Source organism: Miltoncostaea marina (genome assembly GCF_018141525.1).
GTDB lineage: Bacteria > Actinomycetota > Thermoleophilia > Miltoncostaeales > Miltoncostaeaceae > Miltoncostaea > Miltoncostaea marina.
In genome coordinates this window covers 3,000,948-3,015,402 of record NZ_CP064655.1, presented here as the reverse complement: position 1 = coordinate 3,015,402, position 14,455 = coordinate 3,000,948, and the positions used below count along the sequence as shown (strand labels likewise).

Sequence of the window (14,455 nt, the reverse complement as noted above, 5' to 3'; positions counted from 1 at the left end):
GGAGCGATCGTGACCGAGCCGGGGACCATCCTGATCGTGGGCGCGAGCCTCGCCGGCGCCAAGGCCGCCGAGGCGTTGCGCGACGAGGGCTACGGGGGGCGCGTGCTGCTGGTGGGCGACGAGCCCGAGCGGCCCTACGAGCGCCCGCCGCTGTCGAAGGGCTACCTGGGGGGATCCGACGAGCGCGCCTCGGTCTACGTGCACCCGCCGGGCTTCTACGAGGAGCGCGACATCGAGCTGCGCACCGGCACGACCGTGACCGCGATCGACCCCGGCGCGCGCACGGCGGCGCTCGGCGACGGCGAGACCGTGCGGTGGGACCGCCTGCTGCTGGCGACCGGCGCCGAGCCGCGGCGCCTGCCGCTGCCGGGCGCCGACCTCGACGGCGTGCTGCTCCTGCGCACCCTGGCCGACTCGGACCGGCTGCGCGAGGTCATCGCCGCCGGCGGCCGGCTGGTGGTGGTGGGCGCCGGCTGGATCGGCTGCGAGGCGGCCGCGGCGGCCCGCTCCGGCGGCATGGAGGTGACGCTGCTCGAGCAGGCGCAGGTGCCGCTGGAGCGGGTGCTGGGCCCGGAGGTGGGGGGCATCTACCTCGACCTGCACCGCGAGCACGGGGTGGAGTACGTCGCCGGGGCGCGCCTGGAGGCGATCGAGGGCGACGGCCGCGCCGAGCGCGTCCGGCTCGCCGACGGGCGGTCGATCGACTGCGCCGCCGTGGTGCTGGGCGTGGGGGTCGCCCCGCGCACCGCGCTGGCGGAGGCCGCCGGGCTGGCGGTGGAGAACGGCGTGCTGGTCGATGCGACGCTCGAGTCGTCGGCGCCCGGCGTGTTCGCCGCGGGCGACGTCGCGAACGCCGACCACCCCTTCTACGGCCGCCGGGTGCGGGTGGAGCACTGGGCCAACGCGCTCAACCAGGGCCTCTGCGCGGCGCGCAACATGCTGGGCCGGGGCGAGCGTTACGAGCGCCTGCCGTACTTCTACTCCGACCAGTACGACGCCGGCATGGAGTACTCGGGGCTGGCCGAGGGGGACGCCCGCGTGGTGATGCGCGGCGACCGGGCGGCGCGCGAGCTGGTGATCTTCTGGCTCGACCCCGAGGACCGGCCCCTCGCGGGCATGAACCTCAACGTCTGGGACGTCAACGCGGCGGTGCAGGAGTTGATCCGTTCCCGGCGGCCGCTCGACCCGGCCCGGCTGGCCGACCCGGGGGTGCCGCTCGACCGGCTCTGAGCGCCGCCGTCAGAAGACGTGGCGGTAGGCCGAGCAGCCGCGGCAGACCTCGGGCGGCTGCTCGGTGAGGAGCGCCTCGCGGAACGCGCCGTACGCGGGGCCGCTCCAGATCTCCTCGAACGACGACTCGCCGAGGTCGCCGAGCGTGGCGCGCTCGGCGCCCATGACCATGCAGCAGGGCTGCACCTCGCCGCGGTGGGTGACGTAGGCCGACCGCCACGGCCAGTCACAGCCCGCCACGCCGGGCGCGCGCGGCTCGGGCGGGCGCGGCGGCGAGGGCAGGCGCAGCGTCACGCCGAGCTCGGCGGCGAGCGCCCGCGCGGCGTCCATCACCGCGCCCGTCTCGGCCGGGGCGTCCTCGCTCCACAGCGCCTCGCCGGCGACGAAGGCGCGCAGGCCCTCGTAGCCGCCGCCCGGGTCGGCGTCGGCGAACGAGTGCGAGAGGCCCTGCACCCACAGGCGGGGCACCCCCCAGTCGGCGGTCAGGCGCACGAGGTCGGGCAGCAGGTGCAGCGTGCGGCGCATCGCCACGGCCACGAGCTCGATCTCGGGCGCCGGCTCGCCGGCCTCCCGCACGACGGCCATCAGGTCGCGCACGTTGGCCTCGAGGCGGCCGAGCTCGCCGCCGCGGCGGATGGCGGCGTACGCCTCGGGCGTCGGGGCGTCGACCGAGACGTGCAGCCAGCCGAGGCCCGCGTCGATCAGCGCCCGGGCGCGCGCCCGGGTGAGCAGGAGCCCGTTGCTGTTGAAGCCCACGCGCACGCCCCGCCCGGCGGCGTAGGCGACCATGTCGACGATGCGCGGGTGCAGCAGCGGCTCACCCAGCCCCTGCAGCGTCAGCCGCCGTAGCCCCGGCAGGCCGTCCACCAGCTCGCGGAAGCGCTCGAAGGGCATGGCGGCGGCCGAGCGGCCCAGCGCCGGACGGTGGCTGACCAGGCACATCGGGCAGCGCAGGTTGCAGGCCCCGGTGACCTCCAGCTGCAGCTCCCGTGGCGGCGGCGGCGACGCGGTCTGCGAGCGACCGGGCTCCGGCATACGTGACGATTACCACGTTCGGCCGCCGCGGCGATACGGGCCGGGTGGCGCGGCGCGCTAGGGTGAGCCGACCGTTCCGCCGGAACGCCGGATGTGACGAGGACGCATGGCGCGAGGGGCACGGCTCATCAGGGGGCTCGGGCGGCTGTCCGGCGCGGCCCGCATGCGGGGCGTCGAGGAGGAGCTGCGGGCGAGCCGCGACCGCCTCCGGCTGGCGCTCGACGCCGCCGGCATGGGCGTCTGGGACTGGGACCTCGCCGACGGCGGGCTGCTGTGGTGGGGCGACCTCGAGCGGGTGCACGGCATGGCGCCCGGCAGCTTCGACGGCACGTTCGAGCGGTTCCTCGCCGCGGTGCACGCCGACGACCGCGCCGCCGTGCAGGAGCGCATCGGCCGCACGCTGACCACCGGCGAGCCGTTCTCGGCCGAGTTCCGGGCCGTCGGGGACGACGGCCGGGTGCGCTGGGTGTCCACCGAGGGCACCGCCGTCTTCGACCGGGCCGGGCGCCCGCGGCGCATGCTCGGCGTCGCCCGCGACGTCACGGACGTGCGGCGCGCCGACGCGGCCCTGCGCGAGAGCGAGGACCGCTTCCGGCGCATGGCCGATCACGCGCCGGTGCTGATCTGGGTCTCCGACCCGTCCGGCGCGCGCACCTGGCTCAACGCGGAGTGGCTGCGCCACACGGGCCGGTCGATGGAGCAGGAGCTCGGCGACGGCTGGGCGGAGAACGTGCACCCGGACGACCTCGAGCGCCGCCTGCGCGCCTCGCGGCGCGCGATCGAGCGGCGCCAGGCCTTCGAGATCGAGTACCGGCTGCGGCGGGCCGACGGCTCGTACGGCTGGGTGCTCGACCGGGCGGTCCCGCGCATCGGCCGCGACGGCGACTTCGCCGGGCTGATCGGCTCGTGCGTCGACATCACCGCCCGCCTCGAGCACGAGCGCCGGGGCGAGCTGCTGGCCGAGATCGGCGTGGTGCTGAACGGCCCCATGGCCCTCGAGGGCCGCCTCGACGGCCTCGTGCGGACCGTCCTGCCCGCCGTCGCGGACAGCTGCGTGGTCGACCTGATCACGGGGCCCGGCCGGCTGGTGCGGGCGGCCGCCGCCCACGTCGACCCGGAGCGGAGCCGCGTCCTGGCGGACCTCCCGCCGCCGCTCGAGGACAGCCCCATCGGCGAGGTGGCCGCCACGGGCCGCCCGATGCTGCTGCCCGACGTGAGCGACGAGCTCACCGAGCGGTACTCGCGCGGGCCCGCCGACGCGCAGGCGCGCGCCCGCCTGCGCGTGCGGTCGGCGGTCGTCGCCCCGCTCGTCGCCCGCGGGCGACGCATCGGCGTGCTGTCGCTCTCCACGAGCCGCGACCACTCCGACCGGCGGCTCACGGAGGACGACCTGGGCCTGGCCGAGGAGATCGCCGAGCGGGTGGCGCTCGCGGTCGACAACGCCCGCCTCTACGAGAGCGAGCACGAGCTGCGGCGCCAGATGGAGTTCCTCCTCGAGGCCGGGGCGCTGCTGTCGTCGTCGCTCGACCACGAGGCGACCCTGCGCGCGCTCGCGGCGCTGGTCGTGCCGGACCTCGCCGACTGGTGCGCCGTCCACCTCCGCTCCGAGTCGGGCGGGCTGACCCCGGTCGCGATCGCCCACGCCGACCCCGAGCGCGAGCGCTGGGCGTCCGAGCTGGCGGCCCGCCACCCCGGTGACCCGGACGCGCTCGCCGGCCCGTCGGCGGTGGTGCGCACCGGCGAGCCGCAGCTGGTGGAGCAGGTCACCGACGAGCTGCTCGTCGCCGCCGCGCGCGACGAGCAGCACCTGGGCGTGCTGCGCGAGATGGGGCTGACCTCGTACGTGTGCGTGCCGCTCGCCGTGCGCGGCCGGCCGATCGGCGCGCTGAGCCTGCTGGCGACGCGCGAGTCGGGCCGGCGCTTCGGGCCGGCCGACCTGCGCCTGGCGCGCCAGCTCGCCGAGCGCGCCGCGGTGGCGATCGACAACGCGCGCCTCTTCCGGGCCCAGCAGCGCATCGCGGACACGCTGCAGCAGGCGCTGCTGCCCGCCGAGCTGCCCGTCGTGCCGGGGGCCGCGCTCGGCGCCGCGTACCTGCCGATGGGCACGGGGGTGGAGGCCGGCGGCGACTTCTACGACGTCGTGCGCTCGGAGGACGGCCGCTGGCTGGTGGTGATCGGGGACGTCTGCGGCAAGGGGCCCGAGGCCGCCTCGCTGACCGCCCTCGCCCGCTACACGATCCGCGCGCTCGCCCAGCACGACCCCTGCCCGGCGCGCCTGCTCGCGCAGCTCAACGACGCGGTGCTGCACCAGCGCCCCGGCAGCACCCAGTTCCTCACCGCGTGCGCCGGCCTCGTCGAGCGTGCCGGCGCGGGGCTGCGGGTGACGCTGGCGTCGGCGGGCCACCCGCCGCCGCTCGTGCTGCGGGCGTCGGGCGCCACCGAGTGGGTGCGGGCGTCGGGCCCGCTGGTCGGCATCCGTCGCTCGATCCGTCCGGCGCCGGCCGAGGTCGCGCTGGAGCCCGGCGACCGTCTGCTGCTCTACACCGACGGCCTGACGGAGGCGCGCACGGGCCGCGGCCGGTTCCTCGGCGAGGAGGGCCTCGCCGCGGTGGCGGCGGAGATTGCGGACGCCCCGGCGGCGGAGCTGGCCGGCAGGGTCGCCGACCGGGTGCGGGAGATGTGCGGCGGGCGGCTGCACGACGACGTGGCCGTGCTCGTGGTGGGCGCCGCGGCGGCGCGCGCGGCGCGCGGCGACGGCGTCCCGGCGCGCGCCGACGACGCGGCGGGCCACGGCTAGGCGCGCGTGGGGGGTGAGCGCTTCCGTGACCGCCGCGAGGCGGGGCGCGTGCTCGCCTCGCTGCTCGCCGGCGCGGCCGGCGACGACCTGGTGGTGCTCGGCCTGCCCCGCGGCGGCGTCCCGGTGGCGTGGGAGGTCGCCCGCGCGCTCGGCGCGCCGCTCGACGTGGTCGTGGTGCGCAAGCTCGGGGTGCCCGGCCGCGAGGAGCTGGCCATGGGCGCCGTCGCGAGCGGCGGGGTGCTCGTGGTGAACGACGACGTCACCGCCGGGCTGCGCCTCGGCGACGCGGAGCTGCGCCGCGCCGCGCGGGCGGCGATCGCCGCGGTCGAGGAGCGCGAGGCCCGCTACCGGGCGGGCCGGCCCGCGCTCGACCTGCGCGACCGCCGGGCGCTGCTGGTCGACGACGGGCTCGCCACCGGCGCCACGATGCGGGCGGCCGTGGGCGCCGTGGCCCGCGCCGGCGCGGCCGCCGTGATCGTGGCCGTGCCGGTGGGCGCCGCCGAGGTCTGCGCGCGCCTGCGGGCCGAGGTGGACGACCTGGTGTGCGCACGCACGCCCTCGCCCTTCCGGGCGGTCGGCGCCTGGTACCGCGACTTCGAGCCGACCTCCGACGAGGAGGTCCGGGCGCTGCTGGCGCGGCCCCCCGCGGAGGCGCCCTGAGGCCTCCGCGGGTGACGCCCGCCGTGGTGCCCGCCTAGGCGCCCTGGGTGACGCCCGTGGTGGCCTCCCAGGCCGGGCCGCGGCCGCCCGTCGCCTGCACCAGGTTGCCGTGCGAGAGGATGCCGACCAGCCGGCCGCCGTCCTCCACCACCGGCAGGCGGCGGATCGCGTCGTCGGCCATCCGTTCGCCGGCGAGGTCGAGCGGGTCGTCGGGCGAGATCGTGTGCACCGCCGTGCTCATCGCGTCGGCCACCTTCACGCCGCGCGGATCGCCGTCGCCCTCCGCCACGCAGCGGATGACGATGTCGCGGTCGGTCAGCACGCCCACCAGGCGGTCGTCGTCGACCACCGGCAGGAAGCCGGCGCCCTCGTCGCGCATCGCGCGGGCGGCGTCCCCGATCGTGTCGCCCGAGGAGACGGTGCGGATGGTCTCGGCCATGGCGTCACGGACCTTCACTGGGCTCCTCCTGCTCCGATTGCCGTACTGGTCGACCGGTGCCCGCGGGGTGCACCGCCAAACGCGACCCGGTGCCGCGCGACCGCCGGCTCAGCGCCCGCCGGCGCCCAGCCGGCGCAGCGCCGGCCCGGCGGCGCGGGCGTGGCGGCCGCTGCCGCGCCACGGGTCGCCGCCCTCGTCCAGGCGCGCCCCGATGGTGGCGATCGTCCACGACCGCGGGCCGAGCGCGGGGTCGTCGAGCTCCTCCCATCGCAGGGGGGTGGCGACGGGCGCGCCCGGCAGGGGCCGCACGGCGTAGGGGGCCACCGCGTGCTGCCCGTACCGGTTGCGCCCCACGTCCACGTAGATCCGCTCCCCGCGCTCGGCGCGGCGGAACGCGGTGGTCAGGCGCGCCGGGTCGAGCGCGACGGCGGCCTCGCCGAGCGCCCGGGCGAGCGCGTGCACCTCGTCGAAGCGGGCGCTCCGGCGCAGCGGGGCGACGACGTGCAGCCCGCGCGAGCCCGTCGTCATGGCGAACGGCGCCAGGCCCGCGTCGCGCATCAGGTCGCCCACGGCCCGCGCCGCCGCCCGCACCTCGGCGAAGCGCTGCACGGTGGGGTCGAGGTCGATGACCAGCCGGTCGGGCACCTCCAGCCGGTCCGCGCGGCTGGTCCAGGCGTGCGGCGTGATCACGTTCTGCCCCGCCAGGTACACGAGCGTGGCCGCGTCGCGGGCCACCACGTGGCGGATGGTGCCGCCCTCGCGCTTGGGCACGGCCACGGTGGCGATCCAGCGGGGGAAGTGGCGCGGGGCGTCCTTCAGGAAGAAGCCGTCCCCCGCGATGCCCCCCGGGAAGCTGTGCAGCGCCAGCGGCCGCCCCCGCACGTGCGGCAGCATCGCGGGGGCCACGCGCGCGTAGTGGCGGGCCAGGTCGAGCTTGGTCAGGCCCGCGTCGGGGAACAGCACGCGGTCGGCGTTGCTGATGGGCACGGAGCGGCGCCCCGCCCGGACGGCCCGCGCGCCCGGCGGGCTCACTCGCGCACCACCTTCGCGGCGGGCGTGTCGTCGCGCAGGCCGAGGAACCGCGGATGGCGCAGGCGGCCGTCCCGGGTCCACTCGGTGAAGGCCACCTGGGCGACGAGCCGGGGCTCGACCCAGGTGGCGCCCGCCTCGCGCACGGGGTCGGCGAACGGCGACGCGCCGGTGCGCAGCGGGCCCAGGCGCGCGGCCAGGTCCCGCAGGGCGGCGCGGGTGAAGCCGGTGCCCACCTTGCCCGCGTAGCGCAGCCGCCCGCCCTCGTGGTAGCCGAGCAGCAGGGCGCCGAGGTCGGTGCGGCTGCCGCGCGGCGCCGTGTAGCCGCCGACCACGAGCTCCTGCTCGGCCGAGCACTTGAGCTTGCGCCAGTCGGCGGAGCGGCCGTGCGCGTAGGGGGCGTCCGGGCGCTTGGCGATGAGGCCCTCCCAGCCGCGCCGGCAGGCGTCGGCGAGCAGCGCGGCGCCGTCGCCGGTGCGGTGGGGCGTCGTGCGGATGGGGCCGCCGGGGGCCACCGCGGCGCGCAGCAGCCGCTTGCGCGCCCGCAGGGGCAGCGCGGTGGTGTCCCGCCCGGCCAGGTGCAGCACGTCGAAGACGTAGAGGAACGCCCGCGCGGGCCGTCCGCCGCGCGACTGCAGGCGCTCGAAGCTCGTGCGGGCGCCGTCGAACGCCACGATCTCGCCGTCGAGCGCGCACCGGGGCGCCGCGGCCGTGGCGAGGGCGGCCGCGATGCCGGGGAAGCGGCCGTCCAGCGGCAGGTCGTTGCGCGAGCGCAGGCGCACCCGGTCGCCGTCGCGCAGGGCGATGCAGCGGATGCCGTCGAGCTTGCGCTCGAACAGCCAGCCCGGCTCGGAGAACGGCTCGTGCACGAGCACGGCCGCCATGGGCTCGACGCGCCGGGGCACCGACTCCGCGCGCAGCAGGGCGCGCAGCTCGTCGGGGAGGGTGGCGAACGGATCGCCCGCGGCCGCGGGCGCGCTCACGGGCATCGCCGGCGGCGCATGGCGGCCACGGTACCGCCTGGGCCGGCGGCGCGCTTGACCGCGGGCGTACGCTGATCCGAGACAGCGTCTTCGTTGCGCGGCCGACCCGGCCGGCACCGCGGCCGGTGGCGACGGCGAGCGGAGACGCGGGCCATCCTGTCCCTTGTGGACTTCAGCAGGCGCGAATGGGCCGTGCTCGGCCCGCTCGCGACCGTGGGCTTCTTCGAGGTCTACGACGTGGCCCTGCTCACCCTCGCCGCGCCGCGGATCGCCGACGGCCTCGGCGTCAGCATCGCGGCGTTCGCCGTGGGCGTGGCGATCATCCGCCTCGCGACGCTCGGCAGCGTCCCGCTCCTGCGCCTCGCCGACCGGTGGGGGCGACGCACCATGCTCCTCTGGTCGCTGGCGCTCTTCACGCTCGCCACCGGCGCGACCGGGCTCGCCTGGGGGCTCGTCTCGTTCGTGGTGCTGCAGGGGGCGGCCCGCGTGTTCCTCGCCGCCGAGGCCGGGCTCGCGAACCTCGTGATCGCGGAGGAGCTGCGGCCCGACCGGCGGGGCACCGGGCTCGCCGCGCTCGGCATCGTCTCGGGCATCGGCTACGGCGCCGTGGCCGGGCTGCTGCTCGTCGTGCCGCTCACGCCGCTCGACTGGCGCCTCTTCTACCTGGTCGCCCTGGCGCCGCTCGCCATGGCCGCCCTGCTGCGGCGCCGCCTCCCCGAGACGCGGGCCTTCACGGTGGCCCGGGCGTCGTCGCGGCTGCAGTCGTCGCTGTGGCCGCGCATCCCGCCGGCCGACCGCCGCCGCCTGTGGCGGGTCGTCGGCGTGGTGGCGGCGTTCGGGATGGTCCAGACGAGCGGCTTCTTCTACGCCTCGGACCTGGCGCAGACGGAGTACCGCTGGAGCGGGGTCTTCACCGGCCTGATCCTCGCCTCGGCCGTGTTCGGGGTGCTCGGCTTCTGGCTGGGCGGCAGGCTCGGCGACGTCGTCGGGCGCCGGCCGATGATCGCCACCGCGATGGTGGCGGGCGCCGCGGGCACGGTGCTCGTCTTCACCGAGGTGCGCCTGCTCTTCGCGCCGGGCTTCCTGCTCGCGACGGCGGGCTCGTGCTTCGTCGCCGCGTCGGTCGCCTACCTCGCCGAGCTCTTCCCGACCGAGGTGCGTGCGACGACCACCGCGTTCGTGCTCGCCTGCCAGGTGGTGGCGGGCTCCGTGGGCCTGGCGGCCCTCGGCGCCCTGACGGGCGCCGTGAGCCCCTCCGTGCTGCTCGTCGCGCTGGGCGCGTGCCTGGCGCCGGCGGCGCTCGCCCTGCGCGGGCTGCCCGAGACGGCGCGCCGCGACCTCGTGGGCGCCGGCGCCGCCGCGGGGTTCACCCGGGCGGACGCCGGCGTCCAGGGGGTCAGCCGGTGACGGCGGGGGCGACGGCGGGCGCCGCCCGGACCGGCCGCACGGCGGTGCGGGCCGCGGCCCGCACGGTGCGGGCGTTGGACGCCGAGGCGACGGCCACGTTGCGGACCGTGCGGTCGAGCCGCGGCCGCGTGCGCAGCCACACCTTCACCGTGCGCGTGGCGCCGGGGCGCAGCGTGCCGATGCGGATCACGACCGCGCCGCGGTCGAGCCGCGCCCGGGCCGGCAGGCGGCGCAGCAGGGTGCCCGCCGGGATGCGGTCACGGATCACGACGCCGCGCGCCACGCGCCGGCTCGTGTTGGTCACCGTGATCCGGTAGGTGATCACGCGCCCGGCCACGGCGCTGCGGGGCGCCCGCTTGACGATGCGCAGGGCGGCACGGGCGGGGCCCGGCCGGCCGGTCGTCACGGGCGCGACGGCGACCGGGGTCGGCGCCGGCGTGACGACGGGCGCCGCCTGGGCGGTCAGGGCCGCCTCGGCCGTGATCGTCGTCGGCAGGACGTAGCCCATGTCCTGCGGCGAGCCGCGGTGGGGCAGGTGCGTGGCGCGCCACAGCACCCCGCCGGCGGCGGTCGCGCGGATGCGCACCTCGCCGGCGGCCGCCGGTGTGACGGCGACCTGGGCGCTGCCCTCGGCGAGCGTCACGCGGGCGGCCGACAGCGTCGCCGAGCCGGCGACGACCGCGAGGTCGACCTCGGCGCCGGGCGTGCCGGTGACCGTGACGACGCCCGGCTGTCCGGCCGTCAGCCCGCCCTCGGGGCCGCTGAGCGCCAGCGTGGTGGCGGCGGTGCGGCCGGCGGCCATGATCCGCAGCGCGTAGGCGCGCCCGTTGAGCGCGGGGTCGCTGGTGACCTCGCGGACGTTGAGCGCCTGCCCGGTGAGCTGCCAGATCGCCACCTGGATGGCGGCCGCCTCGAAGCCCGGCTCGTCGGCGGCGGCGATGAGGTCGTCGGCCCGGGTCATGAGCCAGGCGGCCTGCGCGTAGCCGGGCCCCGCGAGCTCGGGGGCGTCGGCGGCGGTCTGCAGGTCGACGGGGAAGACGGTGCCGCCCGCGATGCTGCGGGCCGTGTCGACGCACCAGGCGGCGACCTCGTAGGCCGGGCCGCCGGACGGCGTGACCTGGATGACGGAGCGGCCCGGGTCCTCCCAGGTCGAGCCGCCGCCCGGGAGCTGGATGCGGACGTCGTGGCCCAGGGTCGGTCCACGATCGATGACCTCGATCGAGCCGGGGGCCGCGTTCGCGGCCGAGGCGCCGATGAGCAGCAGTGCCACCGCGAGGATCGCGACGGCGAGTGCGCGCGCCGCGCGCGCCGGTGCGGCGTGCCGGCGCTGGAGTGTGGTGCTGGGGAACATGGCGATCACCCTCTCTGGCGATCTCGCGACGGTCGGTGTCCATGTCATGGTCCGCCGATCCGATGGGATGCGCATCGGGGACGTCGCCCCGGTGCGGATGCTCCTTTCCCGCAGCCAGGCGCGGTCCGGCAGGACCTCCGGGGGGTTTTCCGCTAACCCTTCGGTTGGAATCCGCCGGATCCGGCGAGCGGTGCCGCTCAATCCCCCGGTCGGGCGCCGGCCGCGCCGGCGAGCGCCTGGGCCACGTCGAGCGTCGAGAGCACGCCCACGGGGCGCCCCGACCCCTCCGCGACGACCACCAGGTGCTGGGTGCGCGCCTCGCGCATCTGGTGGACGGCGGTGCCGAGCGGGGCGTCGGCGGCGACGCTCTCGAGTGGCGCGCTCGCGTGCTCGGCCACCGTGCCGCCGGCGCCGGGACCGTCGAGGGCCGCGATCAGGTCGAGGTCGGACAGCACGCCCACGAACCGCGGCTCGTCGTCGTCGGGGGTGTGGGCGACCACCGCCAGGCAGTGGATCCGCTCGGCCGCCATGAGCTCGGCCGCGTCGGCCAGCGGCATGTCGGCCGCGCAGGCGCGGATGGGCGAGGACATCACGTCCCCGACGCGCCACCCGGACAACCGCTGGCGTGGATCGCCGGCCATGGGGCCATCATGCCACCGCCGGCGGCGCGGCACGACGCCGCGCCCCGGGCCCGCCGGCGCCCGGGGCGGCGTCACACGCGGAAGCGCCCCACGAGCTCGCTGAGCCCGCGGGCCTGGGCGGCGACGGCCGCCGCGGAGGCCGACAGCTCCTCGGCCGAGGCGGCGTTCTCCTCCGAGACCGCGGCGACGGCGCCGATCGAGTCCTGCACCTGCACGGCGCCGGCCTCGAGCTGCTGGGCCGCGGCGGCGACCTGCGAGACCTCGCTCGCGACGTCGGCGACGCGCTGACGGATCGCCTCGAAGGCGCCGCCCGCGGCGGTGACCTTCGCCGAGCCCTCGCCGACCTCGCGGCGGCCCTCGTCCATGGCGGACACGGCCCGCTCGGTCTCGCGCTGGATGTCGCGGATGATCGTCTCGATCGAGCCGGCGGCCGCCTGCGACTCCTCGGCCAGCTTGCGCACCTCGTCGGCGACGACGGCGAAGCCGCGCCCCTGCTCGCCCGCGCGGGCGGCCTCGATGGCCGCGTTCAGGGCCAGCAGGTTGGTCTGGTCGGCGATCTGGGTGATCGTGCCGACGATCTGGCCGATCTCCCGCGACCTCACGCCCAGGCCGCCGACCACCTCGGCGACGCCGTCCACGGCGTGCTCGATGCGGCCCATCGCCCCGGTGGCGTCCTGGGTGGACCGCGCCTGGTCGACCGGAGCCCTGCGCGACGCCGTCGACCGTCGAGGCGATCCGGGCCACCGCGGCGCCGGCCCCTGGGGCCCCGGTCGCCATCTCCACGGCCGTCCGCCCGGCGGTGGGCGCTCGACCACCTCGCCGACCACCTCGCGCATGGACCCGACCTCGGGGTCGAACGCCGGGCGAGGTCGCGAGGTCGTCCCCGCCCGTCGCCCCGATCGCGACGGTCGGGTCGCCGTCGGCGGCGCGGGCGGCGGCCTCGCGCACTCGGCCCAGCGACGCGCCGATCGAGCGGGTGAGCAGCAGCGCGATGGCGGCGCCGATGCCGAGCGATGGCGCCGAAGGCCCCGAGCAGCCTCGTGCGCAGGCGCAGGCCGGAAGGGCGGGACGGCATGGCGATCCTCGTCGTCGGAGGGGAGGGGACCGTCCCCGGCGCTCGAGACGTCATCGTCCGCCGCCGCCCGCGCCGTGCGGCGCGGTGTGAGACCTGTCCATGGGGCGGCTACCGTGTCCCGTTGTGCTCTGCGAGCCGGCCGAATCGATCACCGACCTCGTCCTGGGGCTCGCGGCCGTGGCGCTCGCCGTGCTGCTGCCGCCGAAGCCCGCGCGCAGCCCCCACTGGCGGCGGGTGTTCCTGTGGACCGGCGCGGCGGCGCTCGCCGGGGCGGCCCACCACGGCTGGGTGACCTGCTCCGAGCGCTGGGCCGGCCCGAGCTGGGCGGTCATCAGCGTGATGGTCGTCGTGGCCGTCTCGTACCTGCTCGCCGCGACGGTCGACGAGGTGCTCGGGCCGGGCCGGGGCCGGGTCTTCTGGGTGCTGCGGTCGGCCGGCCTGGTCGCGTACGCCGCGCTGGCGGTGGCCGGCCGGGCCGGGGTGGAGTCGATCCTCATCTGCGAGGGGCTCACCATGCTCGCGGTGCTCGGCCTGTGGGCGTACGCGGCGCGCCGGCGCCTGCCGCTGGCCTGGCCGGTGATCGCCGCGCTGCTGGCCAGCGGCGCGGCGGCGGGCGCGCGGGCGGCGCCGGACGACGTCACCGACCTGAGCGGGCTCGACCCGGTCTCGCTCTACCACCTCGCCCAGATCCCCGGGCTGGTGCTGCTGGCCCTGGCGGTCGCCCGCGAGGGGCGCCCCCTCGCCATGGGCGCCGGCGCCCCCGGGCGGCTGACCCCCGGCTAGGTCGCCGCCATGTCGCCGTCGCGGCGGGCGTACGCGTGGCCGACCCGGGGCCCGCCGTCGGGCTCCCCGCCCAGCCGCACGACCACCCGGCACTCCGGGTCGCCCAGGGCGATGCGCTCCTCCGGCACCACCGCCGCGCCGTCGGCGTTGCGGGCCGCGATGCCGCCGAAGACGCTCGAGGTCATGCGGCACAGGCCCGGGGCGCGGCGCACCACGTCGCCGAAGGGGCAGGCGCGGTTGCCGAGCACGATGCGCTCGTCGGTGGCCTCGACGACGTAGAAGTCGCCGTCGATGGCGCGCTTGAGGCGCAGGTAGAGGTCGGCGATCTGCTCGTGGTCCAGCCGCCCCACGATGCCCCGGGCGCGCCGGTACTCCTCCTCCATGCGCCCGCCGATGTTCGCGCCGACCTGCGCCACGACCGCCTCGGTCACGCCCGGCCCCTGGAGCGCCTCGACCGTGCGCGCGAGCTCGACCACGAGCGCGCGCAGGAACGGCTCCCTGGTGAACGTGCCGTCGTCCGACGCCTCCTCGGGCGCCGGCAGCGCCGCCGTGGCTGCGCGCGGCGGATCGTGGTCGTCCTCGGGCGGACGGGCCACCGGCAGCACGGCGCTCACGCGCGAGCCGCCGCCGCGCTTGGCCGCGACCGCCAGGTCCTCGGCGAGATGGTTGACCATGAACAGGCCGCGGCCCCCGCGCTCGAGGGGGTCGTCGGGCAGCCGGGGGCGCAGCTCGAACCCGGGCCCGAGGTCGTGGACCTCCACGAGGGGACTTCGCCCCGACCAGTCCATGTGCACCCAGGCGGGCCCGGGCGCGTGGCGCACGGCGTTGGTCACCAGCTCGCTGAAGGCGATCTCCGAGCCCTCGACGTCCGACCCCGGCTCGGCGTGGCGGCGCAGGTAGCGGCCGAACTCGTCCCTGAGCGCGCGGATCGCGCCCGGGTCGCGGGCGTCGAAGTACCAGTCCAAGGGGGAGGCTCCTCGTGGGGGCGGCGTGCGGAGGCGCCGCTCGGGCCATTCTGCCCGCGG

General features: G+C 77.8%; 13 protein-coding genes. 5 read left to right on the top strand and 8 right to left on the bottom strand.

Annotated features, from left to right (window positions below):
• Window positions 1-9 precede the first annotated feature (9 nt).
• Complete coding sequence (locus tag ITJ85_RS15300) at window positions 10-1,230, top strand: NAD(P)/FAD-dependent oxidoreductase (RefSeq protein WP_217913968.1); 1,221 nt, start codon at window positions 10-12, stop codon at window positions 1,228-1,230.
• 9 nt (window positions 1,231-1,239) lie between these two features.
• Here ITJ85_RS15300 and ITJ85_RS15295 read toward each other — a convergent pair whose 3' ends face one another.
• Window positions 1,240-2,265: a radical SAM protein gene (locus ITJ85_RS15295; protein ID WP_217913967.1), complete on the bottom strand. Its 1,026-nt coding sequence runs from the start codon at window positions 2,263-2,265 to the stop codon at window positions 1,240-1,242.
• 106 nt (window positions 2,266-2,371) lie between these two features.
• Between ITJ85_RS15295 and ITJ85_RS15290 the strand changes: the two genes are divergently transcribed.
• Both ITJ85_RS15290 and ITJ85_RS15285 read left to right on the top strand, forming a co-directional pair.
• Complete coding sequence (locus tag ITJ85_RS15290; protein ID WP_217913966.1) at window positions 2,372-5,062, top strand: SpoIIE family protein phosphatase; 2,691 nt, start codon at window positions 2,372-2,374, stop codon at window positions 5,060-5,062.
• A 6-nt stretch (window positions 5,063-5,068) separates the two neighbouring features.
• Entirely contained in the window at window positions 5,069-5,722 is a 654-nt protein-coding gene (locus ITJ85_RS15285) for a phosphoribosyltransferase (protein WP_217913965.1), read from the top strand.
• A gap of 34 nt (window positions 5,723-5,756) precedes the next feature.
• Here ITJ85_RS15285 and ITJ85_RS15280 read toward each other — a convergent pair whose 3' ends face one another.
• From ITJ85_RS15280 to ligD (ITJ85_RS15270), 3 genes are all read right to left on the bottom strand, one after another.
• Window positions 5,757-6,179 carry a CBS domain-containing protein gene (locus tag ITJ85_RS15280; RefSeq protein ID WP_217913964.1) on the bottom strand — a complete coding sequence of 141 codons (423 nt, stop codon included), beginning with the start codon at window positions 6,177-6,179 and terminating at the stop codon, window positions 5,757-5,759.
• 90 nt (window positions 6,180-6,269) lie between these two features.
• Window positions 6,270-7,193, bottom strand: a complete 924-nt coding sequence (gene ligD, locus ITJ85_RS15275) for a non-homologous end-joining DNA ligase (protein WP_217913963.1) — start codon at window positions 7,191-7,193, stop codon at window positions 6,270-6,272.
• A complete protein-coding gene (gene ligD / locus ITJ85_RS15270; RefSeq protein WP_217913962.1) occupies window positions 7,190-8,173 on the bottom strand; it encodes a non-homologous end-joining DNA ligase in 984 nt (327 codons plus the stop codon). The genes ligD (ITJ85_RS15275) and ligD (ITJ85_RS15270) overlap by 4 nt, the downstream gene beginning before the upstream one ends.
• 165 nt (window positions 8,174-8,338) lie before the next feature.
• On the opposite strand from ligD (ITJ85_RS15270), the gene ITJ85_RS15265 reads away from it, so the two are divergent.
• Entirely contained in the window at window positions 8,339-9,580 is a 1,242-nt protein-coding gene (locus ITJ85_RS15265; RefSeq protein WP_217913961.1) for an MFS transporter, read from the top strand.
• On the opposite strand, the gene ITJ85_RS15260 is transcribed toward ITJ85_RS15265, so the two are convergent.
• From ITJ85_RS15260 to ITJ85_RS15250, 3 genes are all read right to left on the bottom strand, one after another.
• Window positions 9,570-10,931 carry a DUF11 domain-containing protein gene (locus ITJ85_RS15260; RefSeq protein ID WP_217913960.1) on the bottom strand — a complete coding sequence of 454 codons (1,362 nt, stop codon included), beginning with the start codon at window positions 10,929-10,931 and terminating at the stop codon, window positions 9,570-9,572. The genes ITJ85_RS15265 and ITJ85_RS15260 overlap by 11 nt on opposite strands.
• Window positions 10,932-11,128: 197 nt before the next feature.
• On the bottom strand, window positions 11,129-11,572 hold the full coding sequence (locus ITJ85_RS15255) for a CBS domain-containing protein (RefSeq protein WP_217913959.1): 444 nt from the start codon (window positions 11,570-11,572) through the stop codon (window positions 11,129-11,131).
• 71 nt (window positions 11,573-11,643) lie between these two features.
• Window positions 11,644-12,408 (bottom strand): methyl-accepting chemotaxis protein, encoded by a 765-nt coding sequence (locus ITJ85_RS15250; protein WP_281412206.1) that lies wholly within the window; start codon window positions 12,406-12,408, stop codon window positions 11,644-11,646.
• A 362-nt stretch (window positions 12,409-12,770) separates the two neighbouring features.
• Between ITJ85_RS15250 and ITJ85_RS15245 the strand changes: the two genes are divergently transcribed.
• Window positions 12,771-13,430 (top strand): DUF6962 family protein, encoded by a 660-nt coding sequence (locus tag ITJ85_RS15245; RefSeq protein WP_217913957.1) that lies wholly within the window; start codon window positions 12,771-12,773, stop codon window positions 13,428-13,430.
• On the opposite strand, the gene ITJ85_RS15240 is transcribed toward ITJ85_RS15245, so the two are convergent.
• On the bottom strand, window positions 13,427-14,395 hold the full coding sequence (locus ITJ85_RS15240; protein ID WP_217913956.1) for a methanogen output domain 1-containing protein: 969 nt from the start codon (window positions 14,393-14,395) through the stop codon (window positions 13,427-13,429). The genes ITJ85_RS15245 and ITJ85_RS15240 overlap by 4 nt on opposite strands.
• Window positions 14,396-14,455: the final 60 nt, after the last annotated feature.

Bases quoted from the DNA above. Each gene is read 5' to 3' on its own strand.
- ITJ85_RS15295 (WP_217913967.1), bottom strand. From the start codon at position 2,265: ATGCCGGAGCCCGGTCGCTCGCAGACCGCGTCGCCGCCGCCGCCACGG.
- ITJ85_RS15290 (WP_217913966.1), top strand. From the start codon at position 2,372: ATGGCGCGAGGGGCACGGCTCATCAGGGGGCTCGGGCGGCTGTCCGGC.
- ITJ85_RS15260 (WP_217913960.1), bottom strand. From the start codon at position 10,931: ATGTTCCCCAGCACCACACTCCAGCGCCGGCACGCCGCACCGGCGCGC.
- ITJ85_RS15255 (WP_217913959.1), bottom strand. From the start codon at position 11,572: ATGGCCGGCGATCCACGCCAGCGGTTGTCCGGGTGGCGCGTCGGGGAC.
- ITJ85_RS15250 (WP_281412206.1), bottom strand. From the start codon at position 12,408: ATGCGCGAGGTGGTCGGCGAGGTGGTCGAGCGCCCACCGCCGGGCGGA.